Here is a 14,273-nt window from a genome sequence, read left to right as displayed (position 1 = left end):
ATCTGAGGGATTACAGCCTCAGAGCCCCATCCACCTCAAGCATCCGCCCGGACATATAGTCGTTCTCAAAGATGAACGCCGCAGCAGAGGCAATCTCTTCCGGCTTGCCCATGCGCTTCAGCGGAATGCCGGCGGTCATTTTTTCCAGGGCTTCCGGTTTCATGGAGGCGGTCATTTCGGTTTCGATGAAGCCCGGGGCGATACCGGCACAGCGGATGCCGTAGCGGGCGAGTTCTTTGGCCCACACGGGAACCAGTGCGGAGACGCCGGCTTTGGCGGCGGAGTAGTTGCTCTGGCCCATGTTGCCGGCGCGGGAGATGGAGGCGATGTTGATGATCGTGCCCTGGTCGCCGTTCTTGATCATCTGGGTGGCAGCTTCGCGGCCGCAGAGGAAGACGCCGGTGAGGTTGACGTCGATAACCGCCTGCCACTGTGACAGCTCCATGCGGCGCTCAACTTCGCCATCCTTCACTTTGACCATCAGGCCGTCCCGCAGGATACCGGCGTTGTTGATCAGGCCATTGAGGTGGCCGAAGTCTTTTACGATGGCTTCAAAGGTTCTTTCCACGTCTTCTTCTTTCGCGACGTTGCAGACGTAGCTTCTGGCCTCGGAGCCTGCGGCCACACAGGCGGTAACGGCGTCGTCCAGCTTCTCTGGCATCAGGTCGATGAGCGCGACTTTTGCCCCTCTGGCGGCAAGGTATTCGCCCATGGCGCGGCCAAGGCCCTGGCCACCGCCGGTAATTGCAATCACGGAATCTTGAAGTTTCATGTTTTGCCCTAACTACTGTTATCAGGTGGTTTTACGGTTGCTGTGCGTCTGTGCGGTTATTTTTGTGCGCGGAGTATACCAAATACGACTATGGTGGGGTTTTATCCTTGTTGGGTTAGCGAAGCGTAGCCCGACAAGATCCGAAACAATGGAGGCACTTTGTCCGTTTTCCTTTTTCTCTTCATTGTCATGCCCATCGCCGAGATGGCGGTCCTGATCCAGGTCGGCGGCATGATTGGTGTGCTCAATACCATCGGGCTGGTGCTGCTGACCGCCGTGATCGGTGCGTGGCTGCTTCGCCAGCAGGGTCTGGCAACGCTGTTGAGGGCCAATCAGCGGCTGAACAGTGGTGAATTGCCTGCCAAAGAGGTTGCCGAGGGGCTGATTCTGGCTATTGGTGGCGCCTTGCTGCTGACGCCGGGTTTTATCACCGATACGGTCGGCTTTTTGTGCCTGATTCCGGGGAGCCGCCACTGGCTCGCGGCGCAGGCGCTGAAGCGCATGGTCGTGGCTGGTCAGAACCGCAGCAGCAGCTTCTATTTCCGTGCCGGTGGCGGGTCCAGTCCCTTCGGGCAGGATCCGTTTGGTGGCCGGGAAAACCCGTTTGGCCGGCAGCGTCCATTTGACCGTGACAGCAATGGCGACATCATCGAAGGCGAGTATCAGGACGAGACGGAATCCGATCGGGACCGGATCGAAAAAAAGTGAAAAAATTTTCTCTCCGGGGTGTTGAAAACACCTACCTGCTACCCCAAATAGGAACCACAAGTTCGCTGCGGGCTGATTTCCTCTGAAAACAGTTGGTTATCAAGCCGGGCAATTTGTCGGGTTACGCTTCGCTAATCCGACCTACATCAACAATGTCATTGCCACATTAATCTGACTATTGGAGAAACCGAGCAATGAAAATTCGTCCGCTACACGACCGTGTTGTCGTGCGCCGTAAGGAAGAAGAAGAGAAAACTGCGGGTGGCATCGTGCTGCCGGGTAACGCCAAAGAGAAGCCCTCCCAGGGCGAGGTGATTGCCATTGGTAACGGTCGCATCCTGGATAACGGCGAAACCCGCTCACTGGCGGTCAAGGTGGGTGACACCGTGGTCTTCGGCCAGTACGCCGGTAACACCGTCAAGATCGACGGCGAAGAGCTTCTCATCATGAGCGAGAGCGACATCTACGGCGTGCTTGAGTGATCGCTGAGGCGAATCGCACGAACTCTCATTAATCCGATTGATTCAACGACTTCGGTTTAACGAACAGGAATAGAAGACATGGCAGCAAAAGACGTTAAATTCGGTGATAGCGCGCGTAAGCGCATGGTCGCGGGCGTCAACGTTCTGGCAGACGCGGTTAGAGTGACCCTTGGCCCGAAAGGCCGTAACGTGGTTCTGGAAAAATCCTTCGGCGCGCCGACCATCACCAAAGATGGTGTTTCCGTGGCCAAGGAAATCGAACTGTCTGACAAGTTCGAGAACATGGGCGCCCAGATGGTGAAAGAAGTGGCTTCCCAGGCCAACGACACAGCTGGTGACGGTACCACCACTGCAACCGTTCTGGCTCAGTCCATCGTTAACGAGGGCGTGAAGGCTGTTACTGCCGGCATGAACCCGATGGATCTGAAGCGCGGCATCGACAAGGCCACGACCGAAGCTGTGAAGGCGATCCGCGAGATGGCCAAGCCCTGCGACGACAGCAAGATGATTGCCCAGGTTGGCACCATCTCTGCCAACGGCGACGAGACCATCGGCAAGATCATCGCCGATGCGATGCAGAAAGTTGGCAAGGAAGGCGTCATCACCGTTGAGGAAGGCCGTGGCCTGGAAGACGAGCTGGACGTGGTTGAAGGTATGCAGTTCGACCGTGGCTTCCTGTCTCCGTACTTCATCAACAACCAGGACAACATGTCTGCCGAGCTGGAAGACCCGTACATCCTGCTGGTAGACAAGAAGATCTCCAACATCCGCGAACTGCTGCCGGTGCTGGAGTCTGTTGCCAAGGCTGGCAAGCCGCTGCAGATCATCGCTGAAGATATCGAAGGCGAAGCGCTTGCGACTCTGGTAGTAAACAACATGCGTGGCATCGTGAAAGTCAACGCCGTGAAGGCGCCTGGCTTTGGTGACCGTCGCAAGGAAATGCTGCAGGACATCGCGATCCTTTCCGGCGGTACCGTGATCTCTGAAGAAGTCGGCCTGACTCTTGAGAACACCACCCTGGACGACCTGGGCACAGCCAAGCGTGTGAACGTCACCAAGGAAAACACCACCATCATTGGCGGTGCTGGTGCGCAGGCGGATATCGAAGCTCGCGTTGAGCAGATCCGCAAGCAGATCGAAGACAGCTCTTCCGATTACGACAAGGAAAAGCTGCAGGAGCGTGTTGCCAAGCTGGCTGGCGGTGTTGCCGTCATCAAGGTTGGTGCCGGTTCCGAAGTGGAAATGAAAGAGAAGAAGGCTCGCGTTGAAGACGCGCTGCACTCTACCCGCGCTGCGGTAGAAGAGGGCATCGTACCGGGCGGCGGTGTTACCCTGATCCGTGCCATCGCGGCTCTGGACAAGGTAGACGCGATCAACGAAGAGCAGAAAGCCGGTGTGAACATCCTGCGCCGTGCCATGGAAGCTCCTCTGCGTCAGATCGTATACAACGCAGGCGGTGAGTCTTCTGTGGTGGTTGCCAAGGTTCGCGACGGCGAAGGCTCCTTCGGCTACAACGCTGCTACCGAAGCCTACGGCGACATGCTGGAAATGGGTATCCTGGATCCTGCCAAGGTGACCCGTTCCGCGCTGCAGGCAGCTGCTTCTGTGGCTTCCCTGATCATCACCACCGAGGCGATGGTTGCGGACGAGCCGCAGGACGAGTCCGCCGGTGGCGGTATGCCCGACATGGGTGGAATGGGCGGCATGGGAGGCATGGGCGGCATGATGTAATGCCTATCTGAGCCCAGCCACGCTCAGGATTATGGGCGTGGCCCGCTCCATTACGAAAACCCCGCGTTGGTTCACGCTAACGCGGGGTTTTTGTTTTTTTGTCATGAACTTGCCCCATGCCTTTGCTAGACTCGGCTTCCGGTCCATTATCTGTGCAACGCCGAATGAGTGACGCTGAACCCAAATCCTTTCTTCGCCCCGGCAAGTTATTACTGCTTCTGCTACTGGGCGCTCTGGTTTATCTGCTGTCACTGGTTTTTCTGGTACCTGCGGGATGGGTCTGGCAGCAGGCCTCTGCCCAGGTGCCTTTGCCGCCTCAGGTGCAGGTCCGGCAGGTCGCCGGCAAACTCTGGGATGGAGAAGCCGGAGTCGTCTTGGCCGGGTTTCCGCTGCGGGTTGACTGGCGCCTTCACATGCCCTCTGTCACCAGCCTCGAATGGCCCGCCAGAATTTCCGTGGAATCATCACAATCTTCGCTCAACGGCAATGTTACGATCGGCTGGCCCGCCAGCGCTCAGCTGGATGCCAATGGGCGGGTCATGGTGGCCGAGTTTGAGGACCTGATTCGCCAGAGCGGCGGCGCCATGATCGAAGGCGAAGTGGTTATTGACCGGTTGGAGATGGCCTGGGCCGACAACCGGATTACCCGGGCCGAAGGCCTTGGGCGTTGGGACGGCGGCCTTGTAACCTGGCCAATGGGTGATCAGCGGGGTCAGGCAGAATTTCCGCCCATGCAGGCGACCATGGACACCACCCAGGGCGGTGTTGCCTTGACCGTTTCCGAGCAGGGCGGTCAGGGACCGGCGGCGGATGCGACGGTAATGTGGAACGGAATGATGGAACTGCGTGTCTACAAGCGGATGGTGGACCTGGCCGGCCAACCCTGGCCGGATTCTGCCAGCGCCGGCGATGTGGTGTTCCGGGTACGCCAGCCTCTCGTACCGGGGGCACGATAATGGCTCTGTTGAGTACTCCGGCTCAGCGCCGGATATCGCGGACCCTGGCGAACCTGTTGCTGCTGGTGCTGGTGGTGTACCTGGCTGTGAGTCTCGCCCGTATGACCTGGTTGTTCGCCTGGGACGACAGGCCGGTTCCCAGCGCGCCGGCCACAGACGGCGCCGGCAACATGGCCGGGTCCAGCGGCCTGACGACCTCCATGGCAGTGTATGATTTTTTCGGGCGTTCGGAGCGGCCGGCTGAAGTGGCGGAAGCCGTTCGCCGCTCGGCGCCGGAAACCCGCCTTCGGCTTCGGCTGGAAGGCGTACTGGTAGCACAGCGCCCGGAGGACTCCGGTGCTATAGTTGCTGGAAGTAATGGTCAAACAGCGTATTACCGGGTCGGGGAAATGTTGCCCGGCAATGCGGAACTTGCGGAAGTGGAGCCCGGGCGCATTCTGATTCGTCGGGGCGGACGCTACGAGACCCTGACCTTTGAAGAGCAGGTATCCTCGGATCTGGTTGCAGAGGTGGCCGCCGAGCCGGCAGAATCAGGACCGGATGAGTTCCTGGCCAGCGCCCGCGAACAGATTGACAGTCAGGGCATAGCCGCACTGGCGCCTTTCGGGTTGAGCCCGGTGGACGACAGCGGTATGTCCGGCTATGTATACGACGGCTCTAACGCCATGCTCAATGCCGTCAACCTGCAGGCCGGTGATGTGATAACCGCCATCAACGGCCAGCGACTGGGTGATATCAGCCAGGACAAGGCCCTGCTTGAGAACTGGCGCGGCCAGGCCCAGCTGGAAATAGAAATCGAGCGTGACGGATCCATCCTCACCATCAGTTATGCCATACCCGAGCAGTGGCGCTGACCGGGTTCATCGAAACAGGACGAAATCGCCAGATGTATAACCATAAGACCAATCTTTTGCGGGCTATTGTCCTGCTTGTTCTCCTTCCCTTTATGTCCCTGGCGCACGGGCAGGAAGCCGAGACATGGCGGCTGAACCTGAAAGACGCCGATATCCGCGCGTTCGTGACCCAGGTGGCTGATATTACCGGGTACAGTTTTGTGGTGGATCCGAGGGTGAAGGGCAAGGTAACCGTGCTCTCCAGCGCGCCCATGAACAAGGATGAGATTTACGACCTGTTCCTGGCGGTTCTGAATGTTCATGGCTTTACCGCGATTCCCGGTGAAGAAGTGATCAAGGTGGTGCAGCAGGTTGATGCCAAACAGTCCGCGGAAATCCTGGAGCGATTTCCCGAAACCCCCTCCGAGCAGCTGATCACCCGGGTTATCCAGATCGACAACGCCAACGCCCTGGAGCTGGTGCCGATCCTGCGCCCGCTGGTGGCCAAGTACGGCCACCTGGCCGGTGTGGCCGCGGCCAACGCGCTGATCATCAGCGATCATTCCTCGAACATCCAGCGTATCGAGCAGATTGTCCGGGAGCTGGATAGCCCGTCCAAGTACGAAGTGGAAGTCATTCAGCTTCAGGAAGCCTGGGTTGGCGACATGGTGACTCTGCTGCAGGAATTGGCCCCGGATGAACTGGGTCGGGCCGGTGGTGACAATGCCGCCAGAAAGTACAGCATTACCGCGGACGAGCGCAGTAACCGACTGATTCTACGGGGTGATGAGACCTTCCGGGACAAGATGCGCGGTCTGATCCGGCAGTTGGATCAGCCGTCAGCCACCGGTGGCGCTACCAAGGTGCTGCGGCTGAAGCACGCCGATGCCAAGAATCTCACTGAAATTCTCAAGGGTGTGATGGGCGAGCTGGTTAAAGAAGGCTCAGGGTCAGGGGGCTCCGCTGGAGGCTCACGACCGCAGAGCAATTTCGCGGTTTTTGCCGATGAAGGGTTGAACGCGCTGGTGGTTCGGGGCGAGCCGTCCCTGATGCAGGAAGCCGAGCAGATTGTCGCTGCTCTGGATGTGCGTCGTGCCCAGGTCATGATTGAGGCAGCGATTGTCGAGATCAGTGACGAATTGGGTCAGGATCTGGGCGTCCAGGTTGCCGTCGGTGACGAGTCTGGTGAATCCTCACCAGTGGCCGGCACCAACTTCGGCAACGTGGGTCGCAGCCTGGGTGAGGTATTGAGCGCGATTCTGACTGAATCCGCCATTACCCCCGCAACAGGTGGTATCACCATCGGCGCCGGCCAGCGTAACGAGGATGGTGTCAGTTGGGGGATTCTCCTGCAGGCGCTTTCCACCTCGGCGGCGGCAAACCTGCTTTCCACGCCGAGCATCATCACCCTGGACAACCAGGAATCGGAGATCATCGTGGGCCAGAATGTCCCGTTCCGCACTGGCCAGTCGACGGTTGTCGGTGACGGCACCACCAACCCGTTTACCACCATCGAGCGTCGCGATATTGGTCTGACCCTCAAGGTTACCCCGACCATCAGCGCCGATGGTCTGGTTCGTCTGGTCGTCGAACAGACCACGGAGAACGTGGCAGACAGCATCGAGGACGCCTCGGATATCGTCACCAACAAGCGGGAAATCAAGACCACAGTGCTGGCAGATGACGGTGAGACCATCGTGCTGGGCGGTTTGACCCGGGATGATTACCAGGTCAACAGGAGCAAGGTGCCCCTGCTGGGTGATATTCCGTTTATCGGACGCCTGTTCTCATCGGAGTCGGAACGTCGGGTCAAGCGTAACCTGCTGGTTTTCCTGCGCCCGAAAATCATGCTGGGCAAAGAGGAGGCCGTTGCAGCCACCTCCGACAAATTCAATCAGCTATGGGACGTGAATCTGAACATCCGTGAAAAACTGGGTGTCCCGACGGAAGAACAGCGCCCGACGGTGGACGCGCTGTTCGAAGGCGGGAGCTCCCGGGTCCAGTAATCCCTCAGACAGCCAGTGGCGGCATCGGACAATCCATCTGATCCGCCACCAGTCGCATCAGCTCGTATTCCTTTGTTTCCACCTTGCCATCGTGGGTGATGCAGTGCCCGCAGGCATCAATGATGGCCGGTTTCAGCAGAGGCGAGAGGCCGTTCAGTGCAGTCAACGCCTCCCGCAGCTGGCGCATGGTGACTTTCTCCAGAACCGGTTCAACACCATCCTTCGCACTCATGAAACCTGCCATGGCCTCCCGATACAGCTTTTCGGCGTCAGCCTGGGACTCAGAGCCAGCCCGCGCCATCAGGCTCAGGAGCCGCTGCAGGGCCGGCATGACCGGCTTGTAGCTCCTGTAGCGAACCGGTACCACTCTGGCTGCCTCATCGCCCAGATGGCGGGACAGAAAGCTTGTCAGGGCCAGTTCGAACAGGGTTACCCGGTTATCCGCTGCGACCAGTTTCTGGACGTTGGTGATCAGCATTTCCCGTTCTTCCGGGTCCAGCTTGCGTAGTGCCGGCATGGCCAGTTCCAGAGCAGGGAAGCGGACGCCCTCACCAATGGTTTTCAGGGCGGGCAACAGTTTTTCCAGCAGTTCAGGCTGGCAGCCCAATACCGGGTGAGCCGGCAGCAGGTCCAGTCGTTCCGTTTGCTGGGGGCGTGGCAGTTCACTGATCAGCATGGCATAGCAAAGCTGTGTGGCCCCGGCACGGGTGTACAGAAGGTTCCGAAAGGTGGCTGGCAGCCGTTCCAGGAATCGCAGTGCGAAATCTTCGCTTTGCCGGTTTATGGTTCCCACCTGATCTGAAAATTTCCGGCCCGGCTTTATGGTCCTTTCCGGGCTTGATGCGAGCGGTGATGTTCGCCCGCTCCTGCCGGTGACCGGTCCGAGGATGTCGGATGCCGCGCCGGTAAAGCCCGATGCCCCCGCTTCCTGCGCTGGTGTGGAATTGCGGTACAGGTCGGAGCCGGGCTCGGTATCCCGAAGCCGGCTGCGTAATCTGGCCAGCATGCCCGGTTGAATGGCATTGATTCGCTCGTCGATCGGCGGGTGGGATGCCAGCAAAGAGGTAAATTTCATCCGGGCACTCTCGCCAAAACACATGTGATTCATATCGCTGGCGTGGCTGGTGGTGTCCAGGTAGCCGCCCTTCATGCCGATCTTGAACAGGGCGCCGGCGATACCCTCGGGGTTGCGGGTAAACTGCACTGAAGAGGCATCCGCCAGCATCTCCCGCTGTCTGGAGACTGCCGCCTGTATAAGCCGGCCGAAGAAAACCCCCACATAGCCGATCACAAACAGGGCCAGACCGATAATGCCCATGGCAGCCTGGGCTCGGCCGTCCCGGGATCGGCCCACTCGGTGACCCCGGTAGAGCGAGGCCCGAAGCAGGAAGCCGCCGATCTGCCCGATCATCAGAATGCCGGCAAGCAGGGCGATGAGCCGGACGTTCAGCCGCATATCCCCGTTGAAAATATGGCTGAATTCGTGAGCGACTACACCCTGCAGTTCGTCTCGTGACAACTGGGTGATGGCGCCATGGGTCACAACCATCACCGCCTCGCCGGGCGTGTAACCGGCCACAAACGCATTAATACCGGTTTCCAGGTCCATTACGTAGAGCTCCGGCACCGAAACACCGCTGGCAATGGCCATTTCCTCGACAATATTGCGCAGTTTGCGCTCGTCACTGTCCCGGGTATCCGGATCAATCGGTCGCGCGCCGACCATTTTGGCCACCCGGTCGCCGCCGCCGGCCAGGTCGACCCAACGGAGCAGCGAACCCAGTACAATCAGCCCGACAACGGTAACGGCCGTTAACAGACCGTGATTGGAGAGCAGCCAGTGATGGAAGGCAAGACCTGAGGATTCGCTACGGGTCACGAAATAACCCACCAGACAGACGGCCAGCGTAATAAACGCGACCGCCGTCAGGAACAGGAAAACCAGCAGACTGGTGTTGCGCCGGGCATGGGCCTGGCGCTGAAAGAAACCGGGGTGAGCCATGCCTCAGGGCCTCAGAAGGCCACTTTCGGTGCCTGGCGGGCTTCCGGTGATTCCAGTTCCAGCTGAGACGTTTCCTTGAAGGCGAACATGCCGGCAACAAAGTTGTTGGGGAACTGCTCACGGAAAATGTTGTAGCTCATCACGCCATCGTTATAGGCCTGGCGCGCAAAGGCGACGCGGTTCTCGGTACTGGAGAGTTCTTCCATCAGTTGCTGGATGGTTTCGTTGGCCTTCAGTTCCGGGTAGTTTTCCGCCACCGCGTAGAAATTGGCAAGCGCCTTGGTCAGCAGGTTCTCGGCACTGCCCAGGCGCTGGATCTTGGTGCCATCACCGGGATCTTTGGCCGCATCCTTCTGGGCGCTTACCGCATTGTTGCGGGCTTCCATCACCTGGGTGAGGGTGCTTTTCTCGTGGGTCAGGTACGCCTTGGCTGCTTCCACAAGGTTGGGAATCAGATCGTGCCTTCGCTGTAGCTGGACATCAATCTGGGCAAAGCCGTTCTTGAACTGGTTGCGCAGTGATACCAGGCGGTTATAGATAAAGACCAGATAAAAAACGACGACGGCAATAACGATCAGGCCGATAACGGTAGTTCCCATGGCTACTCCTCAGGGTGATTGATCAGGCGTTATTTTCCACGATTTGCTCGTGAAAACCTTTTACGAAGGTCTCAAATTCGCGGGGCGGCAAAGGCTTGCTGAAGAAATAGCCCTGGGCCAGCTTGCAGCCGCGCTGGCTCAGATAGTATTCCTGCTCTGCTGTTTCCACGCCCTCGGCAACCACTGTCAGATTCAGGCTCTTGCCAAGATCGATGATGGTGTTGGCGATTCTGGTGTCTTCCTCGTTGACCAGCAGGTCCTGGATAAACTGCTTGTCGATTTTCAGGTGCTGGACAGGCATCTGTTTCAGGTAAGTGAGAGATGAGTAGCCGGTACCGAAGTCGTCCACGGCGATGCTGATTCCCGCCTTGTTGAGCCTGTGAAGTTTGGCCACGGCATCTGAAAGGTTGGTCATGAAGCTGGTTTCGGTCACTTCAAGCTCCAGGCGCCCAGCAGGAATCCTGTGTCGTCGCAGGGTATCGAGAATGTCATCGACGATGGTTTCCTGGCGCAACTGAACCGCTGACAAGTTAACGGCTATGCGCAGCGGAGAGCCATCCGATGCCCAGCGGGCGGCCTGCCAGCAGGCCTGGTCCAGCACCCACTGGCCGATTTCAACGATGGAACCGTTCGCTTCGGCTACTGGTATGAACGTGTCGGGAGGCACCATGCCCCGCATCGGGTGCTCCCAGCGTAACAGCGCTTCGGCACCGATCACCCGCTTGCTTTCCAGGTTTATCTGAGGCTGGTAAACAAGGTGCAACTGATGGTTGGCAAGTGCCTGGGACAGATCCTTTTCCAGTTGCTTACGGTCCCGGATTTCCTGGTCAATGCTGGCAACGTAGAACTGGAAGTGGTTATGGCCGTTCTGCTTGGCCAGGGTCATGGTCTGCTCGGCACTTTGCAGCAGGCGGTCGGCCTGATTGGTGTCCGACGGGAACAGCGCAACCCCCATGGTGGCAGTCATTGAAATGTGCTGCTCCTCGACCAGCATGGGCGCGCTGATACAGGCAAGGATACGCTCGGCCGTGTCTGCCGCCTGAAACCCGTCCCGCAGTCCTTTCTGAACAATCACGAACTGGTCACTGCCGAGGCGCGCAATGGTAAAGCGGGCATTGTCCAGCTTGCTGGTCAGCCGGTCTGCGATGGTCTGCAGGATCAGGTCGCCGGAGCGAAAACCGCACTGCTCATTTACCGATTTGAAGTCATCAATGCCGCAGACGATCAGGGACAGCTGCGCGTTGCGCTTGCTGGCATCCTCGATGTCCCGCACCAGCAGTTCCATGAAGGTATCCCGGCTGGGCAGGCCAGTGAGCTGATCATAGCGGGACAGCCGGCTTACACGGTCTTCCGCCTCCCGGTGGCGTTTCTGACTGTCACCAATGGCGACCAGGAGATTGTTGGTGGCGTTTACCCAGAGGCCGAGCTCGTCGCTCTGGTGGCCGGAAGGCGTGGAAACCAGGCGGTCATCCGGATGAGCAGGGTCCACCTGTTTCACGGAACTGACGATTCTCAGCAGCGGTCGCGTCAGAAGCAGATGGAAAACATAGAACAGCACCATTCCGAGTATGAGTGCCGTCGCTATGCCGGAAGCGAAGGTCACCGCGGCCCTGTCCAGCCACGTGCGGGCTGCCGGCGCGGTGTCATAGTGAACATCGAGATAGCCATAGACGCTCTCCGGGCTGCCTTCCCGGAACAGCGGTTCCCGATACAGGCGCTCGGCTTCGAAAATCGGATCGGTCACCGGGCGGAAGGCGGTTTCCTGGAGCGGGCGGTTGCGGTTTCCCAGCGGATCGCCGTTCGGGTGGACGATGCGGGCCATATGCACGGCTTCTTTCGCGAAAAGGCCGTCCACCACTTGCTGGGCCAACTCGGCATCGATGCTGAACACTGCCTGGGTGGCTGCGTCTTTTACCATCGCGATTGTCTGTTCTGCGTCGTTGTCCAGTCCCAGAGACACGCGCTGCGCATCCAGGATAACCTGTATGGTGCTGACAATAACGCCACTGACAAGGGCCACGGCAAGAATCCACCGTAAGATTCGATAGCCCAGGCGATGTTCAACCTCGAAGGAGTTTTGCATTCAGGCCTGTCTTATTCCGGTTTGCAGGACGATCGTTCCGCATTATTCAGGGCGAAAGTATCACACCTCGGGCGACGTGCTTGGGGCCTCACCCTGATTATTGGTTTTAAGTATGGTTCAGAGTCTCGATATGTTCATGGAGTATCGGCGATTTTTTCAAAGATTTCAGGGTGTGCTTGTATCAAATTGTAATTGCTCTCATGTGACAGACACAAAAACGCCCGCCTGGGGCGGGCGTTTCAACACAGTCCTGAGGGACTGTATCCGGAAGCGAGACCTCGATCAGGCGAGGTTTTCGTTCACGAAATCCCAGTTGACCAGGTTCCAGAAAGCTTCCAGATAGTTCGGGCGGGAATTGCGGTAATCGATGTAGTACGCATGCTCCCAGATGTCGACAGTCAGCACTGGCTTGTCGGCACCGGTCAGCGGCGTTTCAGCATTGCTGGTGTTAACAATGCCAACGCTGCCGTCAGCTTTCTTGACCAGCCAGGTCCAGCCAGAACCGAAGTTGTTGGCGGCCTTGTCGTTGAATTCTTTCTTGAAGTCCTCGAAAGAACCGAAAGCCTTCTCGATGGCTTCCTTGGCAGCGCCAGTGGGCTCACCACCGCCATTCGGGCTCATGCAGTGCCAGTAGAAGGTATGGTTCCAGACTTGCGCGGCGTTGTTGAACAGCGGGCCGCTGGCACTCTTGATGATATCTTCAAGAGATTTGTTGGCGTTGTCTGTACCTTCGATCAGGCCATTGAGCTTGGTAACGTAGGTGTTGTGGTGCTTGCCGTAATGGTACTCAAGGGTTTCCTGAGAGATGTGCGGCTCCAGTGCGTTCTTTTCATAAGGCAGTGCGGGAAGTTCAAATGCCATGAGGTCGTTCTCCCTGTCTCTCTGTTTATGGTTACGTTCACCAACCCAATATAAGGGCGGTGTGAGTTATATCAAGTCTTTGCTGTCAAAGAACTTTTAAACTCAGGGCTGCCGGGCAGGAACTGCGCGCAGTTCTTCACCCGCCACACCAGCTCCTCGTAGCTGTCTGCCAGAATGTTCACATGGCCCAGCTTACGGCCCGGCCGTTCACCTTTATTATAGAGGTGAATATGGGCATAGGGCAGTTCGAGGACGCGCTCGATGTCGCCATGCTCGCCGATGATATTGATCATGCAGCTTACGCCACGGGGCGCGACATTCCCAAGAGGGTGGCCGCTCACCGCGCGGATGTGGTTCTCGAACTGACTGGTCATCGCCCCTTCGATGGTCCAGTGCCCGGAGTTATGAACCCGCGGGGCCATCTCGTTGGCCACCAGGCCATCGGCGGTCTCGAACAGCTCAAGAGTTAGTACGCCGACATAATCCAATTCGTTCAGTAGTGCCTTGATGTAGCGCTCGGCATCTCCCTGAATATGTTTTTCGAGCTTGGGTGCCGGCGCAATCGAGTAACGCAGGATGCCTTCGTGGTGGGTGTTCTCAGCAATCGGATAGAATGCCAGTTCACCGTCTTCAGCGCGCACCGCGATAATCGAGACTTCCCGGTGGAAGTCGACAAACTTTTCCACGATCAGGCGCGGGTGGCCGATGGATTCCCAGGCAGCCTCTGCTTCCTCGGGCATTCTGAGCACAGCCTGGCCCTTGCCGTCATAACCTTCGGTGTTGGACTTTGCCACCACCGGGCAGCCAAGTTCCTCGGCAGCGGCTTTCAATGAGGCCGCGCTGTCGGCAATCTTCCACTCCGGGGTCGGGATGCCCAGCTGGCCGAACAGGGTTTTCTCGGCTTCCCGGTTCTGGCACACCTGCAGGGCCCGGGGGCAGGGATGGACAGGTTTGTGGGCAGCAATTTTCTCGGCGACGTCCACCGGCAGGTGTTCAAACTCGTAAGTAACGCGGTCAACCCTTGAGAGAAAGTCATCCAGGTATTCGCCGTCGCGGTCGATGATGACTTCACCAAGGCCGGCACTGGGGCTGCCGGACATGTCATAGAAAACAAAGGTCTTGGCCAGTGGGTATCCGGCCAGTGCCAGCATTCTTCCCAGTTGGCCGGCGCCCAGTACACCAATTCTCATTTGTGTTCTCCTGCCTGATCCAGGCATTGCTCGAATGTTCGGGAAGCGGG

General features: G+C 58.3%; 12 protein-coding genes. 6 read left to right on the top strand and 6 right to left on the bottom strand.

The window, feature by feature from the left end:
• Positions 1-10: 10 nt before the first annotated feature.
• Positions 11-772 (bottom strand): SDR family oxidoreductase, encoded by a 762-nt coding sequence (locus AC13E3_RS21440; protein ID WP_482902487.1) that lies wholly within the window; start codon positions 770-772, stop codon positions 11-13.
• 159 nt (positions 773-931) lie between these two features.
• On the opposite strand from AC13E3_RS21440, the gene AC13E3_RS21435 reads away from it, so the two are divergent.
• From AC13E3_RS21435 to gspD, 6 genes are all read left to right on the top strand, one after another.
• On the top strand, positions 932-1,480 hold the full coding sequence (locus tag AC13E3_RS21435; protein ID WP_482902486.1) for an FxsA family protein: 549 nt from the start codon (positions 932-934) through the stop codon (positions 1,478-1,480).
• A 194-nt stretch (positions 1,481-1,674) separates the two neighbouring features.
• A complete protein-coding gene (gene groES, locus AC13E3_RS21430; RefSeq protein ID WP_088556849.1) occupies positions 1,675-1,962 on the top strand; it encodes a co-chaperone GroES in 288 nt (95 codons plus the stop codon).
• Positions 1,963-2,040: 78 nt separating this feature from the next.
• Positions 2,041-3,693 (top strand): chaperonin GroEL, encoded by a 1,653-nt coding sequence (gene groL, locus AC13E3_RS21425; protein ID WP_349518175.1) that lies wholly within the window; start codon positions 2,041-2,043, stop codon positions 3,691-3,693.
• A 164-nt stretch (positions 3,694-3,857) separates the two neighbouring features.
• Positions 3,858-4,649: a type II secretion system protein N gene (gene gspN, locus AC13E3_RS21420; RefSeq protein WP_482902485.1), complete on the top strand. Its 792-nt coding sequence runs from the start codon at positions 3,858-3,860 to the stop codon at positions 4,647-4,649.
• Entirely contained in the window at positions 4,649-5,503 is an 855-nt protein-coding gene (locus tag AC13E3_RS21415; RefSeq protein ID WP_474546379.1) for a type II secretion system protein N, read from the top strand. The genes gspN and AC13E3_RS21415 overlap by 1 nt, the downstream gene beginning before the upstream one ends.
• Before the next feature lie 32 nt (positions 5,504-5,535).
• On the top strand, positions 5,536-7,488 hold the full coding sequence (gspD, locus tag AC13E3_RS21410; protein WP_474546378.1) for a type II secretion system secretin GspD: 1,953 nt from the start codon (positions 5,536-5,538) through the stop codon (positions 7,486-7,488).
• Between the two features lie 4 nt (positions 7,489-7,492).
• Here gspD and AC13E3_RS21405 read toward each other — a convergent pair whose 3' ends face one another.
• The 5 genes from AC13E3_RS21405 to AC13E3_RS21385 form a co-directional block, all read right to left on the bottom strand.
• Positions 7,493-9,490 carry a M48 family metallopeptidase gene (locus AC13E3_RS21405; protein WP_482902484.1) on the bottom strand — a complete coding sequence of 666 codons (1,998 nt, stop codon included), beginning with the start codon at positions 9,488-9,490 and terminating at the stop codon, positions 7,493-7,495.
• An 11-nt stretch (positions 9,491-9,501) separates the two neighbouring features.
• Positions 9,502-10,089, bottom strand: a complete 588-nt coding sequence (locus AC13E3_RS21400; protein ID WP_459422914.1) for a LemA family protein — start codon at positions 10,087-10,089, stop codon at positions 9,502-9,504.
• 22 nt (positions 10,090-10,111) lie between these two features.
• Entirely contained in the window at positions 10,112-12,172 is a 2,061-nt protein-coding gene (locus AC13E3_RS21395; RefSeq protein ID WP_482902483.1) for a putative bifunctional diguanylate cyclase/phosphodiesterase, read from the bottom strand.
• Positions 12,173-12,454: 282 nt separating this feature from the next.
• Positions 12,455-13,033 carry a superoxide dismutase [Fe] gene (gene sodB / locus AC13E3_RS21390; RefSeq protein ID WP_482902482.1) on the bottom strand — a complete coding sequence of 193 codons (579 nt, stop codon included), beginning with the start codon at positions 13,031-13,033 and terminating at the stop codon, positions 12,455-12,457.
• A 71-nt stretch (positions 13,034-13,104) separates the two neighbouring features.
• Complete coding sequence (locus AC13E3_RS21385; RefSeq protein WP_482902481.1) at positions 13,105-14,223, bottom strand: 5-(carboxyamino)imidazole ribonucleotide synthase; 1,119 nt, start codon at positions 14,221-14,223, stop codon at positions 13,105-13,107.
• Between the last annotated feature and the right edge of the window lie 50 nt (positions 14,224-14,273).

The sequence above is a fragment of the Marinobacter sp. L-80 genome, assembly GCF_056859395.1.
The sequence above is the reverse complement of the archived record's forward strand: the minus strand, read 5'-3'. Positions and strand labels throughout refer to the sequence as shown.